This window comes from Nonlabens ulvanivorans (genome assembly GCF_032922765.1).
GTDB classification, from domain to species: Bacteria; Bacteroidota; Bacteroidia; order Flavobacteriales; family Flavobacteriaceae; genus Nonlabens; species Nonlabens ulvanivorans.
This window is the reverse complement of the sequence record NZ_CP136694.1, coordinates 826,649-849,472: the sequence shown is the minus strand read 5'-3', so window position 1 is coordinate 849,472 and position 22,824 is coordinate 826,649. Positions and strand designations below refer to the sequence as shown.

At 33.8% G+C, this 22,824-nt stretch carries 26 protein-coding genes and 1 tRNA gene; 21 read left to right on the top strand and 6 right to left on the bottom strand.

Annotated features, from left to right (window positions below; translation table 11 throughout):
• Positions 1-52 precede the first annotated feature (52 nt).
• On the bottom strand, positions 53-1,021 hold the full coding sequence (locus R1T42_RS03890) for an IS110 family RNA-guided transposase (RefSeq protein WP_317291374.1): 969 nt from the start codon (positions 1,019-1,021) through the stop codon (positions 53-55).
• 758 nt (positions 1,022-1,779) lie between these two features.
• Here R1T42_RS03890 and R1T42_RS03885 point away from each other — a divergent pair.
• The 6 genes from R1T42_RS03885 to R1T42_RS03860 all read left to right on the top strand — a co-directional run bounded on the left by R1T42_RS03885 (position 1,780) and on the right by R1T42_RS03860 (position 7,584).
• Positions 1,780-2,307 carry a hypothetical protein gene (locus tag R1T42_RS03885; RefSeq protein ID WP_317291373.1) on the top strand — a complete coding sequence of 176 codons (528 nt, stop codon included), beginning with the start codon at positions 1,780-1,782 and terminating at the stop codon, positions 2,305-2,307.
• Positions 2,308-2,870: 563 nt separating this feature from the next.
• Positions 2,871-3,305 (top strand): hypothetical protein, encoded by a 435-nt coding sequence (locus R1T42_RS03880; protein WP_317291372.1) that lies wholly within the window; start codon positions 2,871-2,873, stop codon positions 3,303-3,305.
• 574 nt (positions 3,306-3,879) lie between these two features.
• Positions 3,880-4,587, top strand: coding sequence for a hypothetical protein (locus tag R1T42_RS03875; RefSeq protein ID WP_317291371.1), 708 nt, complete (start codon positions 3,880-3,882; stop codon positions 4,585-4,587).
• A 201-nt stretch (positions 4,588-4,788) separates the two neighbouring features.
• Positions 4,789-5,796 carry a hypothetical protein gene (locus tag R1T42_RS03870; protein WP_042294369.1) on the top strand — a complete coding sequence of 336 codons (1,008 nt, stop codon included), beginning with the start codon at positions 4,789-4,791 and terminating at the stop codon, positions 5,794-5,796.
• A gap of 471 nt (positions 5,797-6,267) precedes the next feature.
• Positions 6,268-6,801, top strand: coding sequence for a hypothetical protein (locus R1T42_RS03865; protein WP_317291370.1), 534 nt, complete (start codon positions 6,268-6,270; stop codon positions 6,799-6,801).
• Positions 6,802-6,837: 36 nt separating this feature from the next.
• Positions 6,838-7,584 carry a YqjF family protein gene (locus R1T42_RS03860; protein ID WP_036579119.1) on the top strand — a complete coding sequence of 249 codons (747 nt, stop codon included), beginning with the start codon at positions 6,838-6,840 and terminating at the stop codon, positions 7,582-7,584.
• A 212-nt stretch (positions 7,585-7,796) separates the two neighbouring features.
• Here R1T42_RS03860 and R1T42_RS03855 read toward each other — a convergent pair whose 3' ends face one another.
• Entirely contained in the window at positions 7,797-10,343 is a 2,547-nt protein-coding gene (locus R1T42_RS03855; RefSeq protein WP_317291369.1) for a phosphoenolpyruvate carboxylase, read from the bottom strand.
• A 171-nt stretch (positions 10,344-10,514) separates the two neighbouring features.
• Positions 10,515-11,159, bottom strand: coding sequence for an SDR family oxidoreductase (locus R1T42_RS03850; RefSeq protein ID WP_317291368.1), 645 nt, complete (start codon positions 11,157-11,159; stop codon positions 10,515-10,517).
• Between the two features lie 151 nt (positions 11,160-11,310).
• Here R1T42_RS03850 and R1T42_RS03845 point away from each other — a divergent pair, with 151 nt between their 5' ends.
• A complete protein-coding gene (locus tag R1T42_RS03845) occupies positions 11,311-12,213 on the top strand; it encodes an aldo/keto reductase (protein WP_317291367.1) in 903 nt (300 codons plus the stop codon).
• Positions 12,214-12,329: 116 nt separating this feature from the next.
• Here R1T42_RS03845 and R1T42_RS03840 read toward each other — a convergent pair whose 3' ends face one another.
• Positions 12,330-12,905: a porin family protein gene (locus R1T42_RS03840; protein ID WP_317291366.1), complete on the bottom strand. Its 576-nt coding sequence runs from the start codon at positions 12,903-12,905 to the stop codon at positions 12,330-12,332.
• 187 nt (positions 12,906-13,092) lie between these two features.
• Here R1T42_RS03840 and R1T42_RS03835 point away from each other — a divergent pair, with 187 nt between their 5' ends.
• Positions 13,093-13,518, top strand: coding sequence for a MarR family winged helix-turn-helix transcriptional regulator (locus R1T42_RS03835; RefSeq protein WP_036579111.1), 426 nt, complete (start codon positions 13,093-13,095; stop codon positions 13,516-13,518).
• A gap of 20 nt (positions 13,519-13,538) precedes the next feature.
• On the opposite strand, the gene R1T42_RS03830 is transcribed toward R1T42_RS03835, so the two are convergent.
• The gene (locus tag R1T42_RS03830) at positions 13,539-13,901 is read right to left on the bottom strand and encodes a nuclear transport factor 2 family protein (RefSeq protein WP_036579110.1); all 363 of its coding nucleotides are present in this window, start codon (positions 13,899-13,901) and stop codon (positions 13,539-13,541) included.
• A gap of 104 nt (positions 13,902-14,005) precedes the next feature.
• Between R1T42_RS03830 and R1T42_RS03825 the strand changes: the two genes are divergently transcribed.
• From R1T42_RS03825 to R1T42_RS03770, 12 genes are all read left to right on the top strand, one after another.
• Entirely contained in the window at positions 14,006-14,632 is a 627-nt protein-coding gene (locus R1T42_RS03825; RefSeq protein ID WP_235183303.1) for a tRNA-(ms[2]io[6]A)-hydroxylase, read from the top strand.
• Between the two features lie 95 nt (positions 14,633-14,727).
• Positions 14,728-15,777 (top strand): COX15/CtaA family protein, encoded by a 1,050-nt coding sequence (locus R1T42_RS03820; RefSeq protein WP_317291365.1) that lies wholly within the window; start codon positions 14,728-14,730, stop codon positions 15,775-15,777.
• A gap of 147 nt (positions 15,778-15,924) precedes the next feature.
• Positions 15,925-16,461, top strand: a complete 537-nt coding sequence (locus R1T42_RS03815) for an IS1096 element passenger TnpR family protein (protein ID WP_036579106.1) — start codon at positions 15,925-15,927, stop codon at positions 16,459-16,461.
• A 6-nt stretch (positions 16,462-16,467) separates the two neighbouring features.
• Positions 16,468-17,526: a nucleoid-associated protein gene (locus R1T42_RS03810; protein ID WP_036579104.1), complete on the top strand. Its 1,059-nt coding sequence runs from the start codon at positions 16,468-16,470 to the stop codon at positions 17,524-17,526.
• 5 nt (positions 17,527-17,531) lie between these two features.
• Entirely contained in the window at positions 17,532-17,720 is a 189-nt protein-coding gene (locus tag R1T42_RS03805; protein ID WP_152556326.1) for a hypothetical protein, read from the top strand.
• 291 nt (positions 17,721-18,011) lie between these two features.
• Entirely contained in the window at positions 18,012-18,575 is a 564-nt protein-coding gene (locus tag R1T42_RS03800; RefSeq protein ID WP_317291364.1) for a hypothetical protein, read from the top strand.
• Positions 18,572-19,003, top strand: coding sequence for a hypothetical protein (locus R1T42_RS03795; protein ID WP_317291363.1), 432 nt, complete (start codon positions 18,572-18,574; stop codon positions 19,001-19,003). Before R1T42_RS03800 ends, R1T42_RS03795 begins: the two co-directional genes overlap by 4 nt.
• A gap of 27 nt (positions 19,004-19,030) precedes the next feature.
• Entirely contained in the window at positions 19,031-19,537 is a 507-nt protein-coding gene (locus R1T42_RS03790; protein WP_317291362.1) for a MepB family protein, read from the top strand.
• 149 nt (positions 19,538-19,686) lie between these two features.
• Complete coding sequence (locus R1T42_RS03785; protein ID WP_317291361.1) at positions 19,687-20,325, top strand: DUF937 domain-containing protein; 639 nt, start codon at positions 19,687-19,689, stop codon at positions 20,323-20,325.
• 95 nt (positions 20,326-20,420) lie between these two features.
• A complete protein-coding gene (locus R1T42_RS03780) occupies positions 20,421-20,828 on the top strand; it encodes a DUF6146 family protein (protein ID WP_052405146.1) in 408 nt (135 codons plus the stop codon).
• Positions 20,829-20,842: 14 nt separating this feature from the next.
• On the top strand, positions 20,843-21,346 hold the full coding sequence (locus R1T42_RS03775) for a DUF6787 family protein (protein ID WP_317291360.1): 504 nt from the start codon (positions 20,843-20,845) through the stop codon (positions 21,344-21,346).
• A gap of 4 nt (positions 21,347-21,350) precedes the next feature.
• Positions 21,351-21,728: a nuclear transport factor 2 family protein gene (locus R1T42_RS03770; RefSeq protein ID WP_317291359.1), complete on the top strand. Its 378-nt coding sequence runs from the start codon at positions 21,351-21,353 to the stop codon at positions 21,726-21,728.
• A 176-nt stretch (positions 21,729-21,904) separates the two neighbouring features.
• Here the strand turns inward: R1T42_RS03770 and R1T42_RS03765 are convergent.
• Positions 21,905-21,978: transfer RNA gene (locus tag R1T42_RS03765), tRNA-Arg, on the bottom strand.
• Between the two features lie 243 nt (positions 21,979-22,221).
• Here R1T42_RS03765 and folE point away from each other — a divergent pair.
• Positions 22,222-22,818, top strand: a complete 597-nt coding sequence (gene folE / locus R1T42_RS03760) for a GTP cyclohydrolase I FolE (RefSeq protein WP_042290437.1) — start codon at positions 22,222-22,224, stop codon at positions 22,816-22,818.
• Positions 22,819-22,824 lie beyond the last annotated feature (6 nt).

Sequence of the window (22,824 nt, the reverse complement as noted above, 5' to 3'; positions counted from 1 at the left end):
TAGAATCAATCAGTTGATTCTGGAGCCTTTTTTTATTATTATAATCTTCTATTTATCGAGGCAACACTGAAACGTGAGTTTCATCATATGGCCTACCTGATTTTGCGATAGCAAAACACTGTTTCAACAGCTTGTTTGCTACTGCTATTAAGGCTAGTTTTTTACTCTTTCCTTTGTTGACGATTCGCTCGTAGAGTTCTCTAGATGCTTTATTGTGTTTACAGGCGTTAAACGAACATAAAAATAACAGATTCCGTAATTTTCTATTTCCCACTTTACTTATTCTTGCTCGTCCTCTCACACTACTACCTGACTCACGTATGGTCGGTGTAATACCTACATAACTGCATAATTGACTAGCGTTTTCAAACTTTGAAAAACCGTCGGTAACTACTATTAGAAATAAGGCCGTCTTCAGTCCTATTCCTGGTATAGATGTCAATAAAGTTAACTGGTGTTGTTGATCTTCTTTTACCAGCAATAGTATTCTTGCCTCAATACCTTCAATTTCTTTATCTAATTGCTTCTTATTTCGTTTCAGCGATCGATAAACAAACTTTGAAGGAAGTCCTAATACTTCTTCGCCATGCATCTTATTCTTAGTCGCTGTACGTTGTTTCAGATAAGTATCCAGTAATCTAAATAGCTGTAAACACTCACTTTGTACATCTGTTAGGGCATTGTAAAGCGGTACTTCATTGATCAAGGCATATTCACATATGGATTTTGAATCGCTCTTATCGGTCTTTACCTTGGATAATTTCATCTGGATAAAGCGCTTGATTGATAGCGGATTTATGACCGATACCGTTATTCCTTTTTTGTAAAGAAACTGTGCGAGTCTGTAGTGGTAATAACCGGTAGCCTCCATGGCCACTATGGCATTAATGGGTATCGCTTTCGCGAAAGCGATAAATCCTGACTCATCATTTTTATATTGAGCATGACCAGATTTACTACCATGTACATCAAAGACATCTTTACTGATGTCTACTCCAAAAGTTTCTTTATATTTATTCATATCATTTATTTAAGGAAAGAACTAGCTACTTTACTCACAACAACTTAAAAACGAGATCTTAACGTCTCACAGAACTGAACGTGATTGAAGTAGTAAAAGAGAGAGGATTATCAATGTTGTCGAAGTCTGGAGCTTCACCGTGTATCATAACCTTAATTCTCATTTTTGTTCTTTCTAATTAGTTTCTAAATTTATTGAGATTCAAACTTAAGCCGTATATAATTTATTGCTGGCTTCTCGCCTACTTACGAAAATCCTCGCGGACTTTCTATCTGTGATTTATTTGCTAACTTTAGTTCTTAAACACCTCACTCGCCTTATACCTTTGCCATTCTACACCATTTAAAAAAAAGACAGTACATACTTGCAATTTTAGGATTAATCACATTTGTTTCTTGCAAATCCTTTAAAAACCCATATTCTGAAAAAGATGATTTTACGGAATTTAAAGGAGGAAGATTTGGTTATGACTATCTAACTTTAAAAATCTATCCTGATTCGACATATTATTTTGACAGGTGGACACACAATCAGGTTTCAGTTAAAGATTATGGAAAATGGAATAAAAGAAATGATACTATTTATTTAAACTCAATAAAGTCAATAACAGAAAGTCGGTTTCCAAAAAATAAATCGAAAAAAAAACACTTTGAAAATATTGGATTTACAATAAAGAAAGACACTTTGCAAATAGTTAACAATGTACAAGAAGATGCTGAATATTACAAAGCTACATTTACTTTAATCAAAGTTCAATAATGCAATCACGAATCAAATATTCAATATTATTTTTATTAGTTCTAGTTACTAATAGTTGTGGCACTGTTAAGAACAAAACTATAAGAACTGAATACAAGCAACAGAAAGCAGAAATAATATTAATAGCTACTAACGAGTATCTAAAAAACAACATTGAATTTTTTGAATTCCAAGAGAACTTTAGAATTGATAAGATTTATGTATTTAAGAAAATGGGATTAGCTTCGGTAATGTTTGATATTGGAATTCCACAAAAAACAATACCTATAACTTTAGCTAAAAACGAATTACCGAAAAAGTATACAAAAACTGAATTTAGTTTGATTTCTGACAGAAAAGAAAAGCGACTCGCAAAAAAACATAGTTCATTTCAATATCTTTATCTTGATGACTTATATTTTAAGAATGATAAAGCAAGAATCGAAATTAAACTAATAAGGGCTGAAAATGGAGGAACTGAGTATCAAAGTAAAATATACGAATTCAGTAAATTAAATAATGAATGGAAAATTATTACAACGGAATAAAAACGGTGTAGAACAACGTGTATAATTAATGGCTAGTTCTCGCCTACTTACGAAAATCCTCGCGGACTTTCTATCTGTGATTTATTTGCTAACTTTAGTTCTTAAACACGCAACGAAATCATACACAAACACGTTCTAGTCCATTGCCTGCGGCCGTAGGTTTTCGCTTTTGTAATTTATAATTACTCACTTGGGATTAGAAACTATAGAACTGCAATAACGCTGCAAAAGATCAACCAGCCATAGTAATTATAAATCACAAGTCTCCCAACCTACTCAATTGTCTTCCTCTCGCTGTGCTCGTCGGAGACAATAATGGCAAAGCTGTAAAACCTCTTGAGCAATTGGCGTCTTGTACTTACACAATTATCGCCAGCCGCTAGGAAACAAACAAGAACGTTGTATAATGGCGATTGAGACGTTTTAAAGGCTTATAGCGAGGCTGTGATTATTCCAAAAATCAGTAACTTCACATCCAATAACCAACATACAAAAGGTCCACGCGTACCGGCTAAAACGCCTCACTCGCCTTATACCTTTGCCATTAGCAAATATTACAAAATATGACTCCAATTGAAATTCTAAAAAATAATCTATTAGGAGAGTCTATAACCTTTTTTTCTGTTAGCGATAGTTGGACTTTATATATTGGTGAGTTTTATTTAGTTGCTCAGAATATTATATCTGATGACGAAAAAGTAATAGAGAAAGCAATTAATGACTCTTTTGAATTAGCAAAACACACTGTCGATAAAGAATATATTAGTAAAAGTGCTATTGTATCATCAAATATGAGAAAAGAGATTATTGATATTGAATTAGATATTAAATATAACTTGACATTGAAATTTGAGCTTGGAAGTAATTTATTGATTCCAACTAATGAAGATATAGTTGACTGGCAATGGTGTATAAATAAATCAGGTGCTGACCCTTACTCTGAGAAATCTTTATTGACTTGTTTTTGGGAAGGAGAAATAGAAATGAATAAAGAATAAACATTTGCTAACACGGTGTATAAAACATAGCTAATTAAGTGTTTAATCCAAAATTTTGTGTTTAATTTGTTGAGACCGCCAAGTTTTTAATTTGGCTTTAAAACTGAGAAGTTAAATCAAAATATAAAAATTTGGCTCAGTGCTAAACCCAAAATGTAGTATCTTTTTACACGCTACATTTCATACACTGGACCGTTCTAGTCCATTGCCTGCGGCCGTAGGTTTTCGCTTTTGTAATTTATAATTACACTCTTGGGATTAGAAACTATAGAACTGCAATAACGCTGCAAAAGATCAACCAGCTTTAGTAATTATAAATCACAAGTCTCCCAACCTACTCAATGGACTAGAATGGCAAAGCTGTAAAACCTCTTGAGCTATAGTCAGCTTGTACTTACCCAATACTCGCCAGCCGCTAGGAAACAAACAAGAACGTTGTATAATGGCGATTGAGACGTTTTAAAGGCTTATAGCGAGGCTGTGATCATTCCAAAATTTACTAACTTCACAACCATTAACCAACAACCAAAAGGTCTACGCGTACCGGCTAAAACGCCTCACTCGCCTTATACCTTTGCCATTACCTACCATTGAAAAAATGATATATTATACATTTCATATTGACGACTCAGGAGCTATCGAGGATATTGATTATAAAAAAGTTAATGGACAAACTATTCCGATTTGTAAAATATATGATGACAATGATTTTAATAAACTCAATGACATCTTACATTCTCTTGACGATTATATATTAAACGAAAAAGCTCTAAATATTTTTAAAGAGAGTAAAACATTAAAATATGATTTAACAAAGGCTGTAGTATTAAGAAAAGAAAAACTATTTGGATTTATAAAAAAGTATAAATCTTACGAATATTACCATTTGAACATTTTAAAAAATCACGAATCTGAATGTTATGATTGGATTGACTTTGAGAAAAGTGAAATATCTGCAATTAATAATAAAAATGAGGAAATAATAAAAATTCTGTCTCATCAGCATAAACTTGAACTAATCGCTGAAAATAAATCAGACTCTAATCAAAGTTTTTCGTTTGAGGTCAAAAAAATAGTTTTTGGAGAGAACTTTGACTTTGAAATCGATTTTTTTAAAATTCCTTTATACTCTTCAGGTGAGTATGTTTCAGAAAGGTTTAAAAGTAGAATGGAAAAAGCAGAAATAAAGGACATAGGATTTGCAAATAGAATAGAACAACTAAATAAAGTTTGGCAACCTATGTTTCCAATAATAGAATTTGCAAATAAAAACGGTAGGTAACAATGTATAAAAAACATAGGGCGGTTTTAGGCTAACTCCAAAGTTCTGTGTTTATTTACAAAGTCCGCCAAGTATAAAATTTGGCATTTTCAACATATAAGATAAATACAAAATATTATATTTTGCTAAGTGTTAAACCCGAAGTGTAGTTCTTATCGTCTGCCCTACGTGTTTTATACTCAACGTTACCCAACATAGCATATGACGAAAGAAGAGATTGAATTTGCTAAACTTTTTACTGACTGTAAAAGCGGAGCAATATCTGGAATTAATACTTGTTATCACCCAAATTGCAATGAAAAATCAATAAACTCTCATATACTTCAAAAAAACGGAATTCTATCCGCAATAGCGCCTGACAAACATTTATGGGAATTAGAAATTAATAATTTTAAAAAGCCACGATTTCAATTTAAAAGGACAGGAATAAATCGCATATATTCCTTTAATTGTTTCTGCAACAATCACGATACTGAATTATTTCAAAAAATTGAAACCCAAGAAATTGACTTTAATGATTATGAATCTTGTCTACTTTTTGCATTAAGAACGGTTTATAATGAAATTTGGAGAAAAGAAGTTAACCTAAAAATGTATGAATGCTTAATAGAAAAACGTCCTGATAAATTCAAAAACCCATTTTTTCTTCAACATATTGAACAAGAAAAACTCGGCTTGACTGATTTACAATTCACAGAATCTGAAATATGGAATGACTTGAATAACAAAACAGAATCATTTGTGTTTGAAAGTCGCAAAATAACGAATATAGATATCTGTATGTCTTCTTTTTTTAATTATGATACCACAGAAGAAATGAATAATTATAGAATGAAATTTGGGAAAGATATGGAAAGAGTCTCTGAATTATTCATTAACATTTTTCCTTATAATAACGAAACTATTCTGTTAATGGGATATCATAAAATGGATGAGGATAAAGTAAAAGGATACTTTTATACATATTTTAAAGAAAGTCTTAAAAGAGTCCATCGGAAATTAACCAACCTTATGCTTTTTCAATGTGAAACTTGGGTTGTTTCCGATGACCTATATAATTCTAAAATAAAGGGAATAGAAAACCTATTTGCGGACGGAGTTTCTTTTTCTGTTAACAATCTAAACGAAAGACAAACTTTTGATTTGGATATATTTATAGATAATTTTAAAGAAAAATTCAAAGCTTGGAGCAAAAAGTACGTTGGGTAACAATGTATAAGAAAACATAGGGCGTTTGTGCTAAACAGAAAGGTCAGTTAATATTAAGAAAGTCCGCTAAATATAAAATTTGGCGTTTATTGTAAAAAAGATAAAAGCAAAATATTTATATTTAGCTAAGTAATAAATCGAAACGATAGTGCTTATTACCTGCCCTACGTTTCTTATACTTAACGTTCTAGTCCATTGCCTGCGGCCGTAGGTTTTCGCTTTTGTAATTTATAATTACGCTCTTGGGATTAGAAACTATAGAATTGCAATAACGCTGCAAAAGATCAACCAGCTTTAGTAATTATAAAATCACAAGTCTCCCAACCTACTCAATGGACTAGAATGGCAAAGCTGTAAAACCTCTTGAGCAATAGTCAGCTTGTACTTACCCAATACACGCCAGCCGCTAGGAAACAAACAAGAACGTCGTATAATGGCGATTGAGACGTTTTAAAGGCTTATAGCGAGGCTGTGATTATTCCAAAAATCAGTAACTTCACAACCAATAACCAACATACAAAAGGTCTACGCGTACCGGCTAAAACGCCTCACTCGCCTTATACCTTTGCCATTGTAGCCAATTTGATGAAACATTTAACTTTCCTTATTCTTATTTTATTTTTAGTAAGCTGTAAACCCTTATTTTGCTCTTGGGAATTAGGTTATACTCAAATGGAATCTCAACCCGATTTTCAAAGTACACTTGGACTTTACAAACTTTCTGAAAAATCAAAAGAATACTTGAATATGGAACTTAGTGGATGGACAACAATGCTCGAATTAGACAAAGACGGGATTTTAAATTATAAAAATGGAGATGTAACAGTAAAAACTGGTACTTGGAGAATTAGTTATAATGAATCTTATAATTGTGTTATCGATATGGAAGAACGAGTTGTTCCATTTACTATAAAAGATGGAAAATATGGCATACTAATAACAATTGGAGATGGAGATGAATGTAAAGGTATAGTTTACGAAAAACAGATTGATAAAAGTATTTAATAGTTATATAATCAACAGTTCTAACTTACGATCAAAATGAAAATCCGAGAAATATTAAATAGAACTGAACACAGACCTTGGAAAATCCCAACCGAAAGTTGGAAATTTTATCAAGAGTGGAATAACGCAATTTTTCTTCATTGGCAAGTGGAATTAAGCGAACTGAAAAAGTTTGTACCGAAAGAATTAGAAATTGACCTTTTTGAAGGAAAACCTTGGATTTCTGTTGTTGCATTTACGATGGAAAAGATTAGACCGAAAAATCTTCCTTCTTTTTCACCAATTTCGGATTTTGACGAAATTAATATTAGAACTTATATAAAGTCAAATAATAAAACTGGAGTCTATTTTTTGAGCATTGAAGGTGGGAAAAATTTGTCTTGTAAAGTTGCTAAAGGAATGTCTGAACTACCATATAGATTTTCAAAAATCAAACGGACTGAAAACCAATACGAATCTAATAACTTGGAATTTAATGATAAATTAAATATTGAGTTTACGATTGGAAAAGAAATTACGGAGAAAACAGAATTGGATAAATGGCTAACTGAAAGATATGCTCTTTTTCAAGATACAGAAAAGTCTATTAACGAATTTGAAATTCATCATTTGGAATGGGCAATTAATGAAATCGATTTGAAAAATTTAGATATTATTTATCCAAGATTTGAAAAACTAATTAAAAACGAACCAAACAAAATTCAATATTCAAAAGGAGTAAAAGTTATTGCCTGGGGAAAGAATAAAAAAGAAAAAACGTGTTACAACAAAGAACTGAAGTAAAAAACAACTCGTTTGTAGGTTAAATTGAGGCCTCATTATTCTAGGCTCCTAGAATTGATTTTTAAATTCTCGACCGTTCTTAACCTCATCATGTTAGCAGGCATTTGCAAATAGTTTTTAAATAGTATCTACCACTTACTCCATGATGAGCAATCTTGTTTTTTAAATTACGCTTTCGCGAAAGCGTATGCATAACCATCTATCCTACCCTTTTAAGCAGAGTTTCTACTCGCGTTGATATTACCATAAAGAGAACGTGTTACAATTTTTTCATATTGCGGTTGATGCTCGTTGTGCTGTGCAATCATCTGTAATGCATACTGTTGAATGACCAATAGTGGCAAGACAATATTTTCTCTTATTTTAATGGACTCTCTAGAAATGGTCTCTTTTTCCATAAGGATTTCCATACCAGATAGTTCTAGCAACATGCGTTTAGACAGTAGATATTCATCTTCTAGAATTTGCCAGAATGCACCATATTCTTCATTTTCTTTCATGTAACTGGTTAGTTCAAAATAGCATTTTGATAAACTCATCATACTATTTAACATCAGTGCTTTAAAGAATGGCACGTCATTATAGAGTTGTTTTACCTCATCAAAACGACCTTGCTGTTGCATGTTTTGTAGTGCCGTACCGATACCGAAATAGCCTGGCACATTCTGCTTTAACTGGCTCCACGATCCTACAAATGATATGGCTCTGAGGTCTGTTAATTCTAGTTTTGCCTTATGACCACGTTTACCAGGTCGACTGCCTATGTTTGCCTTTGTATAATATTTAAGCGTGCTCATATTTTCTAGATATGGCATGAACTTATCGTGGTGTTTAAGGGCATCGTATTTTTTAAAACTCAAATCTGATAGCTCTTCTATTAATGATCTAGAATCCGGTGATATGGTGATCTCTTTATCGAGTATAGAATTAGACAATCCTGCGGTTAATAGTTGCTCGCTGTTGTGTTTAAATTGCTCTTTTGTTCCATAAGTACTGGTGATCGTTTGCCCTTGAATGGTAAGCTGTATCTCGTTATTTGCCACCTTACTGGTTTGTGCGGCATAGAAGCGATGTGTTTTACCACCACCACGTGCTGGTGGTCCACCTCTACCATCAAAGAATATCGCTGCTACATCATGTTGACTGCATACTTCTGATAGGGTTTCTTTAGTTTTTAAAATAGACCAGTTTGCTTTTAAATAGCCACCATCTTTTGTACCATCAGAGAATCCTAACATGATGGTTTGTTTATGATTTCTAAAAGCAACATGTTTTCTATAGGCTTCTAGTTCAAATAACTGCTCCATGGTTGCTCGAGAGTCGTCCATTCCTTTCATGGTCTCAAATAATGGAATAATGTCAAAAGTGATGTCTCTATTTTCCCATCCACACCATCTGAAAAGTGCAAATACATATAGAACGCTATACACATCTTCAGAATTACTGATGATATAGCGATTACAGCCTTGTTCTCCATTATTTTCTTGAATGGTGGCCAGCTGCGAGATATTGACAATGGTATCTTTTACGATGTCTTCATCAAAATCATTAGGCTCTAGTGAAATTGATTCTTGCAGTAATATATCAATCAACTGTTGCTGGGTAAGTTCTTCTATAGATTCTTTAATGTATCCATACTTTTTAAGTACGGCTTGCATCACTACCGTATGCATACTGTGATCCTGACGTATGTCTATGGTTGCAAAATGGGTTTTAAAAATCTTTACTTTATCTATAAACAGGTCTAGATCTTTTAAATAAAGCGCGTGATAATTTGAAACTAATAGTTCTCTGATATGTATTAACGGTTCTATTATATCTTGATAAGCCACATGCACGGTTGCATCAAACATGGCTTCATAGAGCGTGTTTCTTAAATTGCTTATAGGGTCTAGTATTTCTTTAAAACTGAGCTTGCGTTGTAATTCTTTAAGCTCGTTATAATAGCATTTCATAAGTGTCACGCGCAGCTCATTCATGACCTCTTTTGTAATCGATGCGGTGACAAATGGGTTTCCATCACGATCACCACCTGGCCAGAAACCTAGTTTTACAATGTCGTGGTTATCAAATTGTGCATTTCCAACACTAGATTTTATATGGGTATACATCTCACCTATCGCATCATAATAAACATGTCTTAAGGTGTGAATGATATTTTTTGCCTCATCTAGTGGTGTTGGCTTTTTAGAATTGACTAAAGATGTAAGTCCTAGCTGTTGTAATGCGACATCAATCTCATCTATATTATTATCATTGATAAGCGTTCTAAGATTGGTGATGATATCTAAAACCGCTGGTGTATAAAATTGTGTAGGATGTGCGGTTAATACAATACGTGCACTAAAGTTATTGAGCTGCTTTTCTATCGCGTCCCAAGAGTTATTTTTTTCAACCAGTTGAAAATAGTCCTTAAGAGATAAAGAACTGCTGTGTTGTTGTAATTTAGGAAAAGCGGCATCTTCTACACTATCATATAAAACCACCTGACGTTCTACATACTGAATGATTCTAAACATAAAATCGATGCGGTCTTGCTCTGTATGCAAGTCTGCAAATCCATTAAAGAATGCTTCTATAATCTCTTTAGGATTTAGTCCTTCTTTCAGGCCTTTTTGAGATTGTTCCATCAGTAATGGAATTAACATCCCTACATTTTCTATATTGCTATAAGGCAAGTTTAAAAACAGGCTGTTATAGATATTGAACTTGTTTTGAACAGATTTTTTAAACTCGGCTATTCTATCTTGATCTTGCATAATTTCTCACTTTATCGATAGACGCTACTATGCGTTTTATCTTATGTAAATATCGATGATTTAAGCTAGATTTTCAATTTTAAAAGGCGGCAGATTGTACAAAAATAGAGCATAAAAAAATCCAGCTGTTTAATCAACAACTGGATTTCAATAATTTATAGACTAGACTTACTATGCGTGTGTCTCAGATATATTATCTAGAGCTTCATTAATGAGTGTATCACCATTGATAATCTCAAAAGTCTGATTGCTGGCTAGATGATCTGTTAAACAAGTGGTTAATGTCATTGCAACATCATTACGACTTATTTCGCCTCTCTTACTTAGACTTTTTTCTAATGTAATGTGATTTGTTAATGAGTCGTTGGTCAATGATCCTGGTCTTACAATGGTGTAGTTAAGACCACTACTCTTCAAATACTCATCTGCATTATGTTTTGCTTTTAAATATTCTTTTAGTTCTGTCGCTTCTTCTGGATTTTCTGCTCCTAGCGAACTAAGCATGACAAATTTCTTGACTCCATTATTTTTTGAAGCGTCAACTAGTTTCTTTGCACCTTCTTGATCTACTTCAACAACTTTTTTTCCGCCAGATCCTGCGGCAAATAATACTTTATCTATCGAATTATCAAAAGCTGGAGAAACGTCCTTCTCTAAATCTACTAATACCGTATCAATACCTTGCGATTTAAAATAATCCACTTGCTCTTGTTTCCTTACCATTGCGATAGGATTGTATTGAGAAGATTGATTCAAAAGGTTTACTATTTTTTTTCCTGTGGTACCATGTGCACCTGCTATTAATATATTTTCCATGCTTCAATTTACTACTGTTTTAGGCCTATACAAAGCTTTTAAGCTCGTTTAACTCTAGTTTAGTAGTAATTAACAAGGCTTTATAAGACCTTATCCTACGTAGCCTACAGGAACTACTTCTTATCTTTGTAAGTCTTAAAAAATATCATTGATGAATACCGTTAAAATAGCACCTCAGTTAGAAATTTCTAGAATCGTTTTAGGAATCTGGAGATTGTTGGATTGGAATATGACAGACCAGCAATTGCTGACTTACTTAAAACAATCTATAGAAGCTGGCGTGACCACCTTTGATCATGCAGATATTTATGGAGATTATGAATGTGAGGCTGGTTTTGGGAAAGCGTTGCAATTAGAACCTTCTTTGCGTTCCCAGATGCAATTGATTACTAAGTGTGGTATCAAGTTGAAAAGCTCAAAATTCCCAGATCGTAGTGTTAAATACTATGACTATAGTAAGAAGTATATCATACAACAAGTAGAACAATCTCTCAAAAATTTAAACACAGATTACATAGATGTTCTTTTACTGCATAGACCATCACCAATTTTTAATCCTAACGAAGTTGCTGCCGCTTTTGATGAATTAAAAACAAGCGGTAAGTTAAATCACTTAGGCGTTTCAAATTTTACACCGGTACAATTTGAGTCTTTACAATCTTATATTAAGGAACCACTAGTCACCAACCAGATCGAAATCTCACCTGGACAACTGGAGCATTTTGAAAATGGCAATCTAGATTATTTAATAGAAAAACGAGTTTCACCTATGGCATGGTCGCCGCTAGGTGGTGGATCCTTATTGAATCCGCAAGATGAAAAATCACTGAAAACACATGATGCTATAGCACGAGTTGCTGTACAGATAGAAGAAACCGATTTATCTAAAGTTATCTATGCATGGACCTTAATGCATCCATCACATATTATTCCTGTTTTAGGAACTGGTAAGATTGAGCGTTTAAAAACAGCTGTTGACGCTTTAGATACTACGTTGAGTCTAGAGCAATGGTTTGATATTTATACCGCATCTTTAGGTACAGAGGTTGCTTAAAGTTACTTCTCAAAAAGCATCTAACAAGATATTTTAATGAACCTGTAAAGTTATTCTGGCTCAATGAATGATTGTCATTACGCTTTCGCGAAAGCGTAATGAAACATCAATTTTATCTATAAATTTAAACTCAGGCCTACAATAATTTGCTGTGGTCTTGTGTCTAAAGTCCCCAATTGACCTAGATTAGAAAATTCGGCTTCATTTTCAGAAAGGCCTCTTTCATAACGCACATCGATACCTAAATTACCAATATTAACACCAACACCTATTTGCAATCCGATACTAAATTCTTCTTGCACGTCTTGTAAATCGACATCTTCTAATTCTGTGTCTAGAATATATTGAAATGATGGACCAGCAAACACATGCAACGGTCCTATCACTTGAAAACCAACGAGTACTGGTGCATCTAGTTTTTTAACCTCTAGCGCACTACTGTCATAATCACTATTAAGTACCGTATAAGATAACTCTGGTCTTAAATAAATAGGTCCTAAGTCTATTTTACCGAAAACACCAAAGTGATACCCAAAATTCTCATCTGGATTATCAATGATCGTCTGACCGTTTTGAGATAAATCACCATTAGAACCATAGTTTAATCCTGCCTTAATACCAAAACCACCATCTTCTTGAGCCTGTACCATAGCTACTGTTAAAAACATAATTGCAATAAATACCTTTTTCATAATTCCTCTTTTTAAGTTCATACTCTTTTATTAAAACGCATAATAAAGATACTTTATTCTCTTCATTGTTACAGTTGAAGTTAAGGTTAACAAAAGTGTACTTTTTTGTAAGACCTTAACACAATTTTATGTCCTACAACCTTAAATTTGTTAAGACAATTATTCCCTATATTAATATTGTACGTGTATGAAAGATTCTGAGATGCCGATTGCAAGACGTTTAGTAACCACATTAATAAAAAAAGGTACAGAAATGACAGAATCTGTAAGTGAGATCGTAAAGAAAGAAGGTCTTACTATACAGCAGTTTAATGTTTTACGTATTTTAAGAGGTCGCAAAGGGAAAGCGGCAAATCTACAGGATGTAAGCCGCAAGATGATTCACTCCAACAGTAATACTACTAGAGTTATCGATAAGTTGATTAGTAAGGATTATGTAGAACGCAAGCAATGTCCATCTGACCGCAGACAGATTGAGCTTAAAATCACTAAAAAAGGTTTACAAGTTCTGGAGAATCTAGATGCCGATATAGATGCAAGAGAGCTATCTTTAATCAACAATTTAGATGAAGATCAAGTAAAACAAGTTCTAGAATTTCTTTCAAAACTCTAGAACTTTATATGATACTGTATTTATTCTCCAGTGTTATAGAAAAACTGTTCTCTCCATATTTTACCATCCTTCACCTCATAAACGGCTAACTCATTCATTTGAGTGCGTTGTCCGCTAGGTTTATGTGTCGTATCCATCCAGAAACGAACCGTAAAGTGATTATCTGCAATAAGTGGTTCTGATACCTTATTTGCGTGTACCTCAAAGTTCTCTTTCCACCACTCACCTTTTTTTGCCAGACCTTCAAAACCTTGAACTTCTTTCATAGGCTCTACCATCTCGATACTGGTAATTTCTGGGCTGTATAATTCTTGATAAGCCTTAGATTCTTCGTTATTGCGGCAATAGGCCACCAGTTGATTTGCAACTTGCTCTGTAGTCATAATTTAATTATTTGGTTGATTCCTTAAAGTTATAAAATTTCATGAAATAAATTCTATCGTGTAGGTTATGAAATCATTAAAGGATTCTTGCTCATCTAGAACGCATGAACGACCTTTGTGATATGAAAATGACAGCCGAAAAGAAATTTACTTTAGGTCTTAAACTACCTACTGATCCACGATGGGCAGACATTTCTACCATCAGCTTACAAGATATACTTACCGATCATGCTTTTTGTGAACAAAAGGCAACCAGTAATATTATTTCTTTAATCCAGCAATATTCTGAACGTGAAGGGATTGTAGAACACCTATCTCCTGTAGTGACTGAAGAATGGGGACATTTTAGAATGGTTATTGCGATGCTTAAAAAACGTGGTCTTGAACTAGGCTTGCAGCGTCAGGATGAATATGTAAAAAAACTCGTGAAAGGAAAGAAAAAAGGTCAAAGCCGTGATGGTTACTTTCTAGATCAACTCCTTATTTGTGCGATGATAGAAGCGCGCAGCTGTGAACGTTTTAAAACCTTATGGCAAAATCTAGATGATGAAGAACTACAAGAGTTCTATTATAAATTTATGGTGGCAGAGGCTTCACACTACAAACTATTTCTACAACTTGCTAAAACACACTTCCCAGAAGATGATGTCATGGAACGATGGAACTACTGGCTGGATTATGAAGCGAGCTTTATAGGTGACCTAGAAGTACGTGGTGATCGACTGCATTAATATTCAATAGTCACCATATACCGCACATCTTAATCGAGTTACAAAAACGCAAGGTTTTAAATACCGTGCGACCACAATAATAGAATATTATAAAATTGAGTACAACCACCTTTTTTTCAGATAGAAATTACCGCGTCGCATTGCGATGGAGTATCGCCGTTATATATCTTATTATCATTGCTGGTGCTGTGGTACGCATGACTGGATCTGGAATGGGATGTCCCGACTGGCCTAAGTGTTTTGGCTATTACATTCCACCTACTGAGGAAAGCCAACTAGAGTTCTCACCAGATACACCATATAAAAAAGGTATGGTGATTATACATGAAGAAGAATTAAGAGTTGCTGTGACAGATTTTATGGCACAAAGCACTTATAACCCAGCAGACTGGAAACCGTATACTAAACATAACTATGCCGTTTTTAATGTCTATCATACCTGGACAGAATATGTCAACAGACTGATAGGCGCTTTAGGTGGATTAGTCGTTCTTATCATGTGCGTTTTTTCACTAAAATACTGGAAAAACCGCAAGAAGATAACCATATTAAGTATCGTAGCATTACTAGCCATGTTAATTCAAGCGGTAATAGGTAAAATCGTAGTAGACACTTTATTATCACCGGTATTGATTACCATTCATATGATTGTTGCCTTGCTGATAGTAGGTCTTTTGATTTATTTACTACATGAAGTACAACCTACAGATCATAGATATCAATCCAGCAAATCATTCTATAAAATATCTATACTGCTTATTATCTTAACGCTGGTGCAAGTTGCCCTAGGTACCCAAGTAAGACAATATCTAGATCATATGATTGATGAAATGGGATATCCATTTCTATCGATATGGCTAGAAGAAAGCGCGCCAGTAGTATTTTTAATTCATAGGTCTTTTTCTATTTTGTTACTAGCGATACATGCTTGGTTTGTCTACAAAGCTGTAAAAGTGTTAGGGCATCCACAACCCTATTATGCATGGTTGATAGCCTTGTTACTTATTACTGTTTTTACTGGTATATTAATGAATTATGTTGATTTCCCATTTGGTTCTCAAGCAGCGCACTTAGTACTAGCTTCGATAATTTTAGGACTTCAGTTTTATTTAATGATGCGTTTAAAAAATGCTGTAAAATCATAAATTATAGATGATTTGTTTTGAATGAAACAGATTAATATTGTTGGATTCGCTTTCGCGAAAGCGTATAAAAAACATCTATATTTACCATACATCATTTTCCTCATACAGTAGGATAAACGTATCTTTGCCCACCTTAAAAAGTAAAAAATGATTTATAGATTTAGAGCTATTCTAGATGCGACACAAGACGTTTTCCGTGATATAGAAATTGAAGGTAGCGCTAGTTTAGAAGACTTTCACAATGTGCTTACTCAGAGTTTTCAATTACCAGGAGATGAGATGGCTAGTTTTTATGCCAGTGACGAGGAATGGAATCAGAATGAAGAGTTCAGCCTTTTTGACATGAGTGAAGGCAGTAGTGCTTCTCGTACTATGGCAACTACTACTATAGAAGAAGTGGTAAGCAAGTCACAACCTCAACTAGTTTACATCTACGATTTTTTAAGCATGTGGACTTTCTTAATTGAGCTAGCCGAAGTTGCTGGACCGCAAGATGCCGTCGTTTATCCACAGGTAATATTCTCTATAGGAGAGCTGCCAGATAGTGCGCCAGATAAAGAATTTGAAGCAGATCCAAGATTTGCAGATGAAACTGATGGTGATGAAGAATATCGCGGCGATATTGATGATGGTGATGACGATTTTTATGATGAACAAACTTTTGACGATTACGACCTATACTAAAATACTATGATCAACCTTTTCAACACACGTATTGAACAACTAGCACTGCACCGTGTAGGTAATAAAAATAAAGGCGAGTTACTTTTAACATCTGCTGCGACCACTCCACTAGATGATGAGCTACATGCCCTATTGAAAGAATTTTTCTTAAAGCCTTTTCGCTCAAAAGAAGAAACCTATTACAGCTTCACGCACGAGCAAGATCTAGAGTTCCACGAGTTGTATGCGTTTGCAAAGTCCATTTTTAACACGCCTGCTTCCCTATTAGATAATTCTAAAAAGATTGCAAAACAGTTATATGAGCAAAGTGTGCATCCACATATAAGAAGTGGTGAGTTATACGTTTGTTATCTTGATAACGTCATGCTAGACAATAATAAAGTAGACGCTATAGGTATCTTTAAAAGTGAGTTGAAACAAGATTTCTTGCAGTTTGAAGAAGGCGAAGATGATTTAAGAATCCTATTGCAACAAGGTGTTAACTTAAACAAACTCGATAAAGGCGCTATTATCTTTAATACTGAAGAAGAGACCGGTTATAAAATCCTATCTGTAGATTCTAATCGCTATGATGCAAAATACTGGTTAGAAAGTTTTCTAGGTGTGGATGTCTTTGAAGATGAAAACTTTTTTACTAAGAAGTACTTAAAATTCTGCCAGGATTTTGCAAAAGAAGTCGTTCTACCTGCCGAAGATAAAAAGGAAGAAGTCATGTTTATGAATCGTTCTATGAACTATTTTGCAAAGAATGATGATTTTGAAGAAAGTACTTTTTTAAATGAAACACTGGACAATCCAGAATTGATACCAGAGTTTAAGAATTATAAGGTTGAGAAAGGACCTAAATACAGTATTGAAGATGTATCTAATTTTCCTATTTCAAATACCGCTGTAAGTGCTGCTCGTAAAGGAATTAAAAGTGTTATTAATCTAGATACTCAAGTACAGATTAAAATGGACTTTACCAATCCAGAAAGTGCAGAAAAATATCTTGAAAAAGGTTGGGATGAAGAAAAACAGATGTATTATTATCTAGTATACTTCAATCGAGAAGAGAAAAAATAAAGATCATGAAAAAGAATTTTGCATATGTATTGCTAGTCGTAGTGGTTGTTCTGATAGGCGTTCATGTCTCTCGAATGAACTTTAATGATCTAAGCTGGGAAGCAAATCAAAGTCCTTATACTGGTCTTATTATCGCTGTATTAATAGGAGTACTAGTTACAGTAAGATTGATTAAAGGCGAGCCAAAAATATAAGCTTCCCGATTACCGAAGTTTATAAATTACCGCATCTGGATAGCTTTAACCCTTTTTGATGAGATGTTCTTTTTTTATAATGTGAAACATATGATATTATTCACATCACCTTAAAGGAATTAAGAAACCAAACTCTCATTATTCCATATATCTATTTTATTTAGGATCGACTCCAATGATAATTTTTTCTTGGTTAATTGACTTATTCATCAGGCTTTTATTCTAACTATTAGCTAAAGTGTTTATCTATTACTAATCGCTTTATATTTGTCGAATTATTAAAATTCTTTAATGAAGAGACATAAAGCGATTAGATTTTTTATGATTATGATGGTGATGCTATTGCAGCTCCTATTTCTAGCATGGATTATAAAAGAGAAATATGAAATCAGTAATTTCATCGCGTTAGTTGGTATCATTAGTATTTCTTTACTCCTACTTTTTGGCTATCGATATCTAGACTTACATCATGAAGATTATGAATACGAGAAACTAATCGTTGTGATATGGGTGCCCATAGGCGCTGTGTTATGTTATCTTATTAGTATTCATTTAAAGTTAGGACCGGTCATTGCAGCTGGTTTTATTGGTACAGCGGTATCTTATTTACCTACAATCAATAGCAAGTCGAATTATTTAAAGCAATTGCCTGTACCTATCTACTGTGGTACATTTGTGGGCATGTCTAGTGTTTTTGTTATACCTTCATTAGGCTATGTTATTAGTGCAGGTATATTTGCGGCTCTATTTCTAATGTTATCTAAAAACCTCTTTTTAGGAATAGGCGGAAAATTAGGAACCATAGCGTTTGCAAGTGTCGTATTCATCACTTTTTTAAATTGGATGGTAGCATGAATGACTTAATTATAGTATTGACAGGAATTATAGGTAGTGTACTCACGTATTTTATAAGCACACCATTAAAGCAAGGCGCAGTAAGAGCATCTGCATTATTATCTCTCATTGTGGCCGTATTTTTTTACTTCTTCCCTAATATCTTAAACAGCTATCTCACGATACATATACCGTTCGTTTTTATAGGAACTTCTTTTATAGGTATGGTATCTGCTAAAACTAACGTGAATTATTTTCAACTCATACTAGCAGGATGCTTATTTAGTTTGATATATCTTCATAAAGGTGATGTTTTTAGTGGATACGGTGGAGCATTAGGCACAATAGCAGGCATTGCCTTACTAACCAGTTTTGGGTTTTTCGCACTATTTTCCAATGTATCAATGATTAAAAACCTTTTTTCAAAACCTAATAAAACCAGTGATTAGAACTTTTTAAGCTTATCTATAAATTACATGAATACTAATCTAGCTTATATCAACGATAAAATTTACACCCAACTAGGCTTTAATTTAAGCTCATTTCAAATTGATAGTGAAAGCATAAAATATGAGGCTTGTATCTTTAAATTAAACGATCTGCATATTGCCTTTAGAACGGCCAAAATTACTCCAACAAAAACAGGCCAATTTGTTACCATATGGAAACGTAGTGAGTTGGGTCCTATTGAACCGTATCATCAAGATGATATCATAGACTATCTAATTGTTCATGTTAAAATAGATCAACAACATGGACAATTTATTTTTCCTAAATCGGTGTTGATTGCAAAAGGAATCTTTTCAACAGATTATAAAGATGGAAAAAGAGGTTTCAGAGTATATCCTAGTTGGGATAAGACCACCAACACACAAGCCATTAAAACTCAAAAATGGCAACTCAACTATTTCTTTAAATATTCGAAAGAATTGGATTTGAATACGATAAGCGCTTTACTAAAACCAAATATCAAAATATTATGATTTCAGCATTTTATCGATAAAAAACTTACTTTTCATCGGCTTTTAATTACGCTTTCGCGAAAGCGAAATCAAATAGACCTACCAAAAAGGTATAAAGATTTTATTATATCGTAATTTACCTATTATTAACCTAAATTAATTAAACAACAATGGCTTCAATATTAGACTTATTACAATCAGACATAGGACAAACTCTTATTAATGGTGCTGCACAGAAAACAGGACAACCTGCAGATAAAACTGCAAACGTACTTTCTCAGGCAATGCCTTTAATATTAGGTGCAATGCAACGCAATGCTTCTACACCAGAAGGTGCTAGTTCTTTAAATAATGCATTGAGCGATCAACGTCACAGCGGTGGTGTTTTAGATATGCTAGGTGGTCTTTTTGGTGATGGTGCTGGTAGTCCAGATGATCTTTTAAATGATGGTGCTGGTATCTTAGGACATGTTCTTGGTACAAAGCAACCACAAGTAGAGAGTGCTCTTTCTAAGTCTAGTGGTATGGATATGGATTCTGTAAGTCAAATTATCAAAATAGCTGCTCCTATCCTTATGGGTGTTTTAGGAAAGCAAAAACAAACTTCAAACGTAGACCAAAATGGTATCGGTGATTTACTAGGTTCTGTTCTTGGACAATCTGGAACGCATGATCAATCTTTCATCGAGCAAATTCTAGATGCAGATGGTGATGGTAGCATCATCGATGATGTAGCGGGAATGGTACTAGGTGGAGACAAGAAAAAAGGTGGACTAGGTGGACTTCTAGGAGGTTTATTTGGAAAATAATTCTTAACTAAATGAAACAGGTCATAGACTCATCCATATATAGTATAGACGAGTTATGGCGTGCAAGGTTGTTTTTGTGTAGGTACTTTTACCACATGAAAACAACCTTTTTATTTATAGCATTGCTCACAATTATTATCAGCTGCAACTCATACCAGCCTGCTGTGAACAATAATAATGCTACCGGATCAGTAACTGACACTTTGCGTATCGCAAATGATAGTCTAGAGTATGAGATTATTATCATAGAACCTGGATTTAATTCATGGCTGGTCACACAACCACCACGAGGTTTCTATTCACAAAGTACGCTTGAATTGCGCAACAACTTCTCAGTTAGGGAATACAACTTAAGAGTTAACAATCCTATTAACTATAATCCTGATCTATATGTTTGGCGCATCGACTATGATCGAAATGTAGATTATGGTTATGAAGTCAATTATCTACTGTATAATTATTTTCTTTTCTTTGAAAAACGATATGGACAGAAGTTGCGGTAGTGTATTTTTGCACTATGCAAACACTCAAAGATAACTGGGATATTACCCGTAACTGGCAACTCATTTTTCCAATTTTAGGTATCATAGGATTATTAGCTTGTGGCTATTTTGTAGCTTCTCGCATCATGCCTTCCACTTTTGAAGACGTGATTTATGAATATTTGTTTATTTATGGTATCACTCTAGTATTAGCCTATGCCTTCTATAGGTTTTGTATGTGGGTTTTCCCAAAACTTATTAAAAAATGGAATATCATAAATCGATGGGAAATGATTGCAATCTTTATTGTTTTTGCAATTACAGGATCAGCATCGGCTCGATTATCTGCTCCATTGCTAGACCTCATAGGTATTGATCGAGAATCTATGTCTGGATGGTTTTTCTGGCCATTAAGGCTTATTATCATCTTTCCTATCTATCAAATACTACTCGTAGTAATGGGATGGCTATTTGGTCAATTTGATTTCTTTTGGGCTTTTGAAAAGAAAATGTTAGCTAGATTTGGACTTAAATTGTAATATAATGTCGTTAGAACTTAATAAAAATAATGCTATCGCTTTTTATAAAATGGCTTATGAAGGAAATCCTAAAGAAGCTATCGCAAGGTATGTCGGTAAGGAGTATATACAGCACAATCCAGATGTAGCAGACGGCACAGCAGGATTTATTGATTATTTTGAAAGAATGAAAATAGAATATCCAGAAAAATCTATTGAGTTTGTAAGAGCCATTGCCCAAGATGATTTAGTAGCCCTACACACGCATCAAGTCTGGCCCGACAATGATCAGTATGTAACTATGGACTTTTTTAGATTTGATAAGGAAGGTAAAATATGTGAACACTGGGACGCTATTCAACAAGTTCCTAAAACCGCTGCAAATCCTAATACCATGTATTAGAACACATAAACAACAAAATAGCCTTAACAGTATAATTATCATACTATTAAGGCTATTTTAGTTGAACTATTATATACTATAATTTAATTTCACAAAGACCTATTGAAACTAAAAAATCCTGATCAATAAATTGATCAGGATTTTCAAAATATTCTCACAATACCTTTGTGAACTTGTGATCGCGACAGGATTCGAACCTGTGACCGTCTGCTTAGAAGGCAGATGCTCTATCCAGCTGAGCTACGCGACCTAATCCCGCTTAATTTCTAAGCGGTTGCAAATATATATATAATTTACAACCTCTGTATCTATTTTATTTAAAAAATTAAAAGCTTTTTTATCACTTTTTACAGACGCTACTCCACTACCCTATATTTCAATGTTTTTCGTTCTATTAATGAGCTCAAAAAAATGAAGATATCAAATGTAATGTTTAACAAAATATTGATTTACTTAAACAAATATGACGTAACTTTACTAAAAATATTAAATAATGCCCTACAGAGTTTTTGAAGAGTACAATATCGAAGTAACTGAAGATATTAAAAATCAATATAAAGGAGTAATACAAAACATAGGTGAAGACGTTGAACGTGAAGGTTTAATTAAAACTCCAGAACGTGCAGCAAAAGCTATGCAATTCTTAACATCTGGTTATGATAAAGATCCAGCAGAGATTTTAAAAGGTGCCATGTTTGCTGAAGATTACAATGACATGGTAATCATAAAAGACATAGAACTTTATTCTTTATGTGAACACCATATGTTACCTTTCTTTGGAAAAGCGCATATCGCTTATATCCCTAACGGTCATATCGTAGGTCTCTCTAAAATTCCTCGTATCGTAGATGTATTTGCACGCAGACTGCAAGTACAAGAACGACTTACACACGATATATTAGAATGCATTCATAACACCTTACAACCTCAAGGTGTCGCGGTTGTAATTGAAGCGTCACATATGTGTATGATGATGCGTGGCGTGCAGAAACAAAATAGCGTAACTACAACCAGCGGTTTCCGTGGACAGTTTGAAAAAGTAGAAACTCGCAACGAGTTCTTAAAACTGATCACATCAAAACTACACTAGATTTAT